The sequence below is a fragment of the Oceanobacillus profundus genome, from assembly GCF_003515705.1.
Taxonomy (GTDB): Bacteria; Bacillota; Bacilli; order Bacillales; family Amphibacillaceae; genus Oceanobacillus; species Oceanobacillus profundus.
In genome coordinates, this window is the sequence record NZ_QWEH01000019.1 from 76300 (window position 1) to 84252 (window position 7953).

General features: G+C 39.0%; 5 protein-coding genes. All 5 read left to right on the forward strand.

Annotated features, from left to right (window positions below; genetic code table 11):
* Window positions 1-5 precede the first annotated feature (5 nt).
* The 5 genes from putP (at window position 6) to D1B32_RS24350 (ending at window position 7756) form a co-directional block, all read left to right on the forward strand.
* Window positions 6-1487, forward strand: a complete 1482-nt coding sequence (gene putP / locus D1B32_RS20200) for a sodium/proline symporter PutP (protein WP_095307418.1) — start codon at window positions 6-8, stop codon at window positions 1485-1487.
* Between the two features lie 154 nt (window positions 1488-1641).
* The gene (locus D1B32_RS20205) at window positions 1642-3033 is read left to right on the forward strand and encodes an NAD-dependent succinate-semialdehyde dehydrogenase (protein WP_118890292.1); all 1392 of its coding nucleotides are present in this window, start codon (window positions 1642-1644) and stop codon (window positions 3031-3033) included.
* A gap of 236 nt (window positions 3034-3269) precedes the next feature.
* Window positions 3270-4235: a bile acid:sodium symporter family protein gene (locus D1B32_RS20210; protein ID WP_095307416.1), complete on the forward strand. Its 966-nt coding sequence runs from the start codon at window positions 3270-3272 to the stop codon at window positions 4233-4235.
* A 261-nt stretch (window positions 4236-4496) separates the two neighbouring features.
* Entirely contained in the window at window positions 4497-5546 is a 1050-nt protein-coding gene (locus D1B32_RS20215; protein WP_095307415.1) for an FUSC family protein, read from the forward strand.
* 227 nt (window positions 5547-5773) lie between these two features.
* Entirely contained in the window at window positions 5774-7756 is a 1983-nt protein-coding gene (locus D1B32_RS24350; protein WP_240033856.1) for a methyl-accepting chemotaxis protein, read from the forward strand.
* The last annotated feature ends 197 nt before the right edge of the window (window positions 7757-7953 follow it).

A 7953-nucleotide genomic window follows, 5' to 3' on the forward strand; every position in this document is an offset into this window, starting at 1 on the left:
ATTACATGTCAGATTATACATATCAGCTACTTGCAATTATCCTTTATTTAATTGCAATGATAGCCATTGGCTTGTATGCATACAAGCGAACAACGAACTTAGATGATTACATGCTTGGAGGAAGAAATCTAAATGCGACGGTGTCGGCACTTAGTGCTGGAGCTTCAGATATGTCACAATGGCTATTGATGGGACTTCCTGGTGCTATTTATCTTTCAGGGCTTGTAGAAGGTTGGATAGCAATTGGGCTGCTTCTTGGTGCTTGGTTAAACTGGATTTTTGTTGCACCACGACTTCGCGTTTATACACAAGTATCAAATAATTCAATTACCATTCCGAGCTTTTTTGATAATAGGTTGAAAGATAACTCAAAAGTATTACGAATCGTATCTGGTATCATAATTTTAGTTTATTTTACATTTTACGTTTCGTCAGGGATGGTAGCAGGTGGAGTTTTCTTTGAAAGCTCATTTGGTTATAACTATCATACGGGTCTACTTGTTGTTGCAGGTGTAACCATTGTCTATACATTTATTGGTGGCTTCCTTGCGGTTAGCTTTACGGATGTGGTACAAGGGACGATGATGTTTCTTGCACTTGTCCTTGTCCCGATTTTCGGTGTTTTTCTAACTGGTGGGATTGGCGATACGATAAGTACAATTCAAGAATTTGATCCAACACTGCTTAGCTTCTTTGCAACAGCAACAGCTACAGGAGTCATCTCCTCCTTAGCGTGGGGATTAGGTTATTTTGGACAGCCGCATATTATTGTAAGATTTATGGCGATTCAATCGGTAAAGGAAACGAAAAAAGCAAGGAGAATCGGAATTGGCTGGATGTTTCTTTCTTTAGTTGGTGCAGCAGCTACTGCTCTAGTGGGTGTTGCATATTTTCAGCAAAATCCTGATATTACATTAACAAACCATGAAGCAGTTTTTATCCAATTAGGTCAAATTATTTTCCATCCGTTTATTGCCGGAATCATGCTTGCAGCTGTATTGGCAGCGATTATGAGTACGGTGTCCTCGCAATTAATCGTAACCTCCTCGGCATTGGTTGAAGATATTTATAAGGCTGTATTTAAATCAGATGCAAGTGATAAGCAGCTTGTGAATCTTGGAAGGTTGGCTGTATTATTTGTTTCGGCCATTGCCATGATTTTTGCTTGGCAGCAAAACGATACGATTCTTGATCTTGTATCCTTTGCCTGGGCAGGCTTTGGGGCTTCCTTTGGACCAATTATTCTACTAACACTATATTGGAGAAAAATTACAGGAATCGGTGCGATGTGGGGTATGATTGTTGGTGCGGTTACCGTATTTGTTTGGGGAACTTCCAAACTTTCCAAATACCTATATGAAATTGTACCAGGCTTTTTATTATGTTTACTAGTTGCGGTCGTTGTCAGTCTACTGACATATAAGCGAAATGAAGCGGTAGAGCATGAATTCAATGAAACACTTGAAATTATTAAAAGAGAAAAATAGGAATGATTATGAACGAACGAGTCTTGCTATTGGCAGGGCTCGTTTTACATATGTCCATCAAAAGGATACTTGATTTCTACTAAAATGTTTCATAGATTTAAAAGTAGGTAATAGTATGGAATAGAGGACAAATAATATGTAGGAGGAATGCAAGATGTCAGAAACAAAAGCAATGATTGATGTTGTTAATCCTGCGAACGGTGAAAAGATTGAATCCATCCCACGTGCTGGTAAGGAAGAAGCAACTGCAGCAGTAGACCGTGCTTATAAAGCATTCCAGGAGTGGTCGGAGAGAACGGCAGAAGAGCGTAGTGAGCTGTTAATGAAATGGCATCACTTGATTCAGGAAGAAGTGGAAGATATTGCGAAGACAATGACGCTGGAGCAAGGAAAACCACTTGAAGAAGCAAAGGGTGAAGTTACGTATGCCAATAACTTCATTTCTTGGTATGCTGAGGAAGGAAAACGCGTTTATGGGGAAACAATCCCAGCTTCGGCCCGTAATAAACGGATCATGGTACATAAGCAGCCAGTAGGAGTAATTGCTGCCATTACACCATGGAATTTCCCTGCGGCAATGATTACTAGAAAAGTAGCCCCCGCTCTGGCTGCAGGCTGCACAGCGGTTGTGAAGCCTGCGAGTGCAACCCCGCTAACAGCAATAAAACTTGGGAATTTAGCGCAAAAAGCTGGGATACCAGAGGGGGTTCTAGAAATTCTACCTGGAGATTCAGGTGAAATTAGTGACGCTTGGATGGAGGATACACGTGTACGCAAGGTTTCGTTTACGGGATCTACCGAGGTTGGAAAGGTTCTGATGCGTAAATCGGCTGACACGGTGAAAAAGATATCCTTGGAATTAGGTGGACATGCACCACTAATTGTCATGAATGATGCGGATCTTGATAAAGCGGCAGAAGGGGCAGTACGTTCGAAATTCCGAAATGCAGGGCAAACCTGTGTTTGCAGTAACCGAATTTATGTGCATGAGGACGTTGTAGATGCATTTACGGATAAATTTAAGCAAAAAGTTAGCCAGCTAAAGGTTGGCAATGGCATGGATGAAGGGGTAGATATTGGCCCATTAATTGACAAAGATGCATATGAAAAAGTTAATCAACATTTAAAGGATGCGCTTGATCAAGGTGCTGAACTTATTCACGGAGGGGAATCCTATCAGGAATCAGATGGCTATTTTGTTGAACCAACTGTACTGAAAGGGGTAACCGAAGAGATGCTGTGTATGAATGAGGAAACATTCGGACCGTTGGCACCGATATCAACATTTACGACAGAATCGGAAGTGATTGATCGCGCTAACAACACGCCATATGGGCTAGCTGCTTACCTATTCACAGAAAGTATATCAAAAGCAGTCCGTATAGGAGAAAAGCTGGAATATGGAATTGTTGGAATTAACGATGGCATGCCTTCTACTGTACAAGCTCCGTTTGGGGGATTCAAGGAAAGCGGACTCGGTCGCGAAGGTGGTCACCATGGTATGGAAGAATATTTAGAAGTGAAGTATTTTTCAATTGGTATCTAATTAAAAAAACCAGACCTGTAGGAGCAGCGTTCTCTTGCAGGTTTTTCCTTATTAAAATTGAATGCAATGTATAGTTGGCAAGCCGTCCATTGTTAAATTAAAATGAATACGCTTTATTTTAAATTAACAGAAAATAGCTATCTTTCTATATAGAATTATGATAGAATCTTCATTTAACGAATCATTTACACGAAAAACGTTCAATACATAATTAGGAACGCAGGAGGAACAGCTAGATGAAGACATTAGGAAAAATCAGTAATTTTGCAACAAGTACATTCGCACTTTGGGTCATTATTTTCGCAATATTTAGTTATTTATATCCTGCTGGCTTTGCGTGGATTGCTCCACGTATCCCACTCCTCTTAGGAATTATCATGTTCGGGATGGGATTAACATTATCCGTAAATGATTTTAAAGGCATTTTTAAACAACCGAAAAGTGTACTTATTGGAGTGGTGGCACAATATACCATTATGCCGTTATTAGCATTTGGTTTAGCACATCTTTTCCAATTGCCGCCAGAGGTTGCAGTTGGTGTCATTCTTGTTGGATGTTGTCCTGGGGGAACAGCATCGAATGTTATGACATTTATGGCGAAAGGTAATACGGCATTATCGGTTACAGTTACTTCTGTTTCAACTTTGCTTGCACCGATTATGACACCCTCACTTACATTTTTACTTGCAAGTCAATGGCTTCCAGTATCGTTTGGTGATATGTTTATGTCGATTGTACAGGTCGTATTATTGCCGATTGTGCTAGGAGTAATCGTTCGTCTTTTATTTAGTAAACAAGTAGATAAAAGTGTCTCAGTTTTGCCATTAGTTTCAGTTATTGGTATTGTTGCAGTGGCTGCTGCTGTTGTCGCGGTAAACAAAGGCTCGATTGCTGAGACAGGACTGTTAATATTTGCTGTTGTAGTCTTGCATAATTGTTTGGGTCTCCTTGTGGGCTATGTTATTGCGAAGTTGTTTAAGTTAAATTTTAAAGATCAGAAAGCTGTTTCAATCGAAGTTGGAATGCAAAATTCAGGACTTGGCGCCGCATTGGCACTGACGCATTTTGCACCAATCGCTGCAGTACCAAGTGCAATTTTTAGTGTATGGCACAATATTTCTGGTCCTATTTTAGCAACATGGTGGGGAAAGCGAAGCATCGAACAATCGAATAAATCGGAACAAACGAAGGAAGCTGGTTAAATTAAGTACTTCGTATAAAGTCATTCCTGTTTGCATAAGTAAGATTATACCGTTTGCTCGAACCTCTCATAACTGATGTTACGAGAAGTTGATTCATCTACACAACTGAAGTCGCGAATATTCGCTACTAATGATAAAAGGCTTGTAAGCAATTAATTTTCATAACAATCTTTCGTAATAAAATTGTAAAAAAATTGCCGAAAACCTAATAGTGACAGTTATAGATGAAAAGGGTATACTACTGCTAGAGAGGTGCAAAGAATGGAATTTAATATTGGGCCCCGTATGGTAAAAACCGGCCTTGCGGTGGCTTTGACATTACTCGTTACCGGTTTAATTGGATTAGAGTTGGAGCTTGTAGCAGCAATTGCGGCTGTACTAGCGATGCAGCCATCTATCATGCGTTCGTTCAAGTATATTAAAGAAGTAGTTATTTCAAACAGCGTGGGAGTGGCGTTTGCTTTAGCTGGATTGGTATTGCTTGGTAATCATCCAATCTCTGTTGCCGCAGTTGTTATTATTTCCATTGCGATTAACATACGGCTCGGTTTGAATAAGACGGTTAGTTTAACAGTGCTGACTATTGTAACAATTATGCTAGTCAGTGACGCTGGAATTAACTTCATTTACATTATTGAACGTTTATCACTTGTTGCAATTGGTGTACTATCCGCATTTATCGTTAATGTGCTTGTATATCCACCAGACCATCAGAAAATCTTGTTTTCGATGATAAAAAATGCAAGTGAGAAAACGAATTTCCTTCTCCGGGTTATTCCGAATCAAACAATGAGTGTTCCGCAAATGAAGGATGAAGATAAAGAATTAGAGAAGATGATCCAGCGTACACGAGATTATTATGAAATTATTTCCGATGAACGAAATAGCTTGTTCATTAAGAAGCGTCCGGATTTCTTGCGAACAATTATTCTTTATAAGCATATGATTAAAGTTTTACGAAAAAAACATACATTGATTCAGCACCTGGAGAATAATTTTAAAAATATCGAAAATATATCGAGTGCTAAATTTCACTTAATCAAAAAGTTGGTTATTGAAATTAATGCTTACAGCGAAAATGTTTTATTAATGTATGAAGATAAGGTTATTTTGGATAAGGATTTGCAAAAAGAAACGAAAGTAGCAATGCAGGTTACCATTAACAATATCATTGATGCCCTGCAAGGATCTGACTTTGAAAAGTGGACGTACGTTTTTCCAATTGCGAATAGTATTATTGAGTTATTTTATGAGCTTGATAAATTAGAGCGTCTGGTTCGAATTAATCAACAAAGACGAAATAATAGCTAGGGCTTTGATTCAATTTTTTTATATGAATCGAAATGGGATGTAAAAAAAGAGGCTGTGACCAAAATAAAATGGTCATAGCCTTTTTGGTTTTTACTGTTTCTAATTATATGTTTTTCCTTACATTCTCATGAAATGAATTAAAACAACCATTCCGCTTCAATTATTTGTTTGTTTACCGATACTATAATGGGTGCAATATTCTAAAAGAGGTTGAGAGGGAGCATTGAATGAGAAAGTTTTTAAGGATGGACAGTTTAAAAAAGAAACTATTAACGATATTTTTGGTATTAACGATTGTACCGATGTGGATAACCATAACGGTCATCTGGATAACAACGAACAGTGGGTTCAATGATTTGATTGATGACCAGCAGCAAACGATGGAGCATATTATTCAATCAGAATTTGATAACATTGCAGAAGAGCTCCAAAAAATAACGGAAATCTATTCACAAGATTTGGAGTTCGTACAAGCTTATCATCAACGAGACCGTGAAACATTAGTAGATCTTGTAAATGACATTTATTCACGACTGTTTTCAGAGCATGGGATTGACAAAATTGAGTATGGCGATACAGATGGAATTGTATTTCTAAGGGGTCATGAACCGACTCAGTATGGGGATGACAAAAGTAATTTGGAAGCAATTCAATATGCGTTGGATGGCGAGTCTATTTCTGGTTTTGAATTTGGGACATCTGGACTTTCGGTAAGAGCCTTTGTTCCGATCTCTTATCAGCAGGAAATTATCGGAACGTTGCAGATGGGTGTCGATGATCATTTTCTAGAAGCATTACAAGAAAAACTAAAGGGCGTTACCATTAATTTGTATAATACGGAAGGTACAATTGTGGAATCCTCTGAAGAAGAAAATATTGAAAGAACGATGAGCGATGCTTCTATTCTAGCTAATGTGATGAATGGTCAAAAGGTTTCACACCATAATGAGGAAACATTGGATTCCTATTTACCAATGCTTAGTCCAACAGGAAATGAAATAATTGGTGTCATTGGCATCTCACAAGATATATCTACAATTGGTGCAACAAACAGTCAGCTTTCCTGGATTAGTGTAATCATGGTTGTCGGCTTTATTATTATCGCTCTATTTGTATCAATTCGCTTCAGCAGAACGATAGCGAATCCGATACGGAGAATCTCAGAGCTTATGCTAGAGTTATCGAAAGGCAATTTACGAATAGCGATTAAAGATAATCAGCAAGAAGATGAAGTTGGACAATTAACACGTGCAATGCAAACCATGCGTGACAATTTGCATGCTACTTTATCAAAGGTAGCTGAAGCATCAGAAAATGTTTCGGCAAAGAGCGAAGAAATGACACAATCATCGCAGGAGGTAAGAACTGGCTCCGAGCAAATTGCAATTACTATGCAGGAAATTGCTGAAGGTACTGAAAAACAAGCAAATAGCGCAAGTGAGCTTGCAAGTGCGATGGGAAGTTTTGCTTCTAGTGTCCAAGAAACGAATCAACAAGGAGAACAAATTCGAACTGTTTCCCTCGATATAATAGACATGACAGAGGAGGGCATGCAATTGATGGCATCCTCGGATTCTCAAATGGTGAAAATCGATGCCATTGTCCAAGAAGCGGTTACAAAGATGGAAACGTTGGATAAACAATCGCAGGAAATCACAAAGCTTGTCGAAGTGATTCAAGATATTGCCAGCCAGACAAATTTACTTGCTTTAAATGCTGCGATTGAAGCGGCAAGAGCAGGAGAATCAGGAAAAGGATTTGCCGTTGTAGCTGATGAGGTGAGAAAGCTGGCTGAGCAAGTATCAGAGTCGGTTTCTGATATCACCGGTTTTGCAACGAACATACAACGCGAATCCAGCGATGTTGCAAATGCGTTAATGACGGGATATCAAGAGGTTGAAGCTGGAACAGCGCAAATTAAGTCAACAGGAGAAACATTCCATAAAATCAGCGCTTCTGTAACGGATATGGCTGAAAATATTCAAGCAACAGCAGAAAACTTGTCTGCAGTAGTCGCAAGCAGTCAGGAGATGAATGCTTCAATCGAAGAGATTGCTTCTGTTTCAGAAGAAGCAGCTGCAGGAGTTGAAGAAGCCGCAGCAACCTCGGAGCAATCAAGCAGTTCGATGGATGAAATTGCTGCAGGATCATCCCAGCTTGCTAACCTAGCAGAAGAATTGAATGGGCTTGTACAGAAATTTAAATTATAAGTCTGTGGCTTCAAGGTGTTGTTTTGAGGAGCATTTACGAAATTACTAGACAAAGGATAATATGACAAAAGAGGCTGAGACATAACTAGCCTAAATTACTGAAAAATGGTTCCGATCATCGGTTTTTGATGATCGGAACCATTTTGCTTTGGATTATTTTTATTATCTACTGTTTGATTTCTGTTCATGGCGGTGTA

What these genes read in the sequence shown, in the direction of transcription:
- D1B32_RS24350 (WP_240033856.1), top strand. Translation starts at nt 5,774, where the DNA reads ATGAGAAAGTTTTTAAGGATGGACAGTTTAAAAAAGAAACTATTAACG.
- D1B32_RS20205 (WP_118890292.1), top strand. Translation starts at nt 1,642, where the DNA reads ATGTCAGAAACAAAAGCAATGATTGATGTTGTTAATCCTGCGAACGGT.
- D1B32_RS20210 (WP_095307416.1), top strand. Translation starts at nt 3,270, where the DNA reads ATGAAGACATTAGGAAAAATCAGTAATTTTGCAACAAGTACATTCGCA.
- putP (WP_095307418.1), top strand. Translation starts at nt 6, where the DNA reads ATGTCAGATTATACATATCAGCTACTTGCAATTATCCTTTATTTAATT.
- D1B32_RS20215 (WP_095307415.1), top strand. Translation starts at nt 4,497, where the DNA reads ATGGAATTTAATATTGGGCCCCGTATGGTAAAAACCGGCCTTGCGGTG.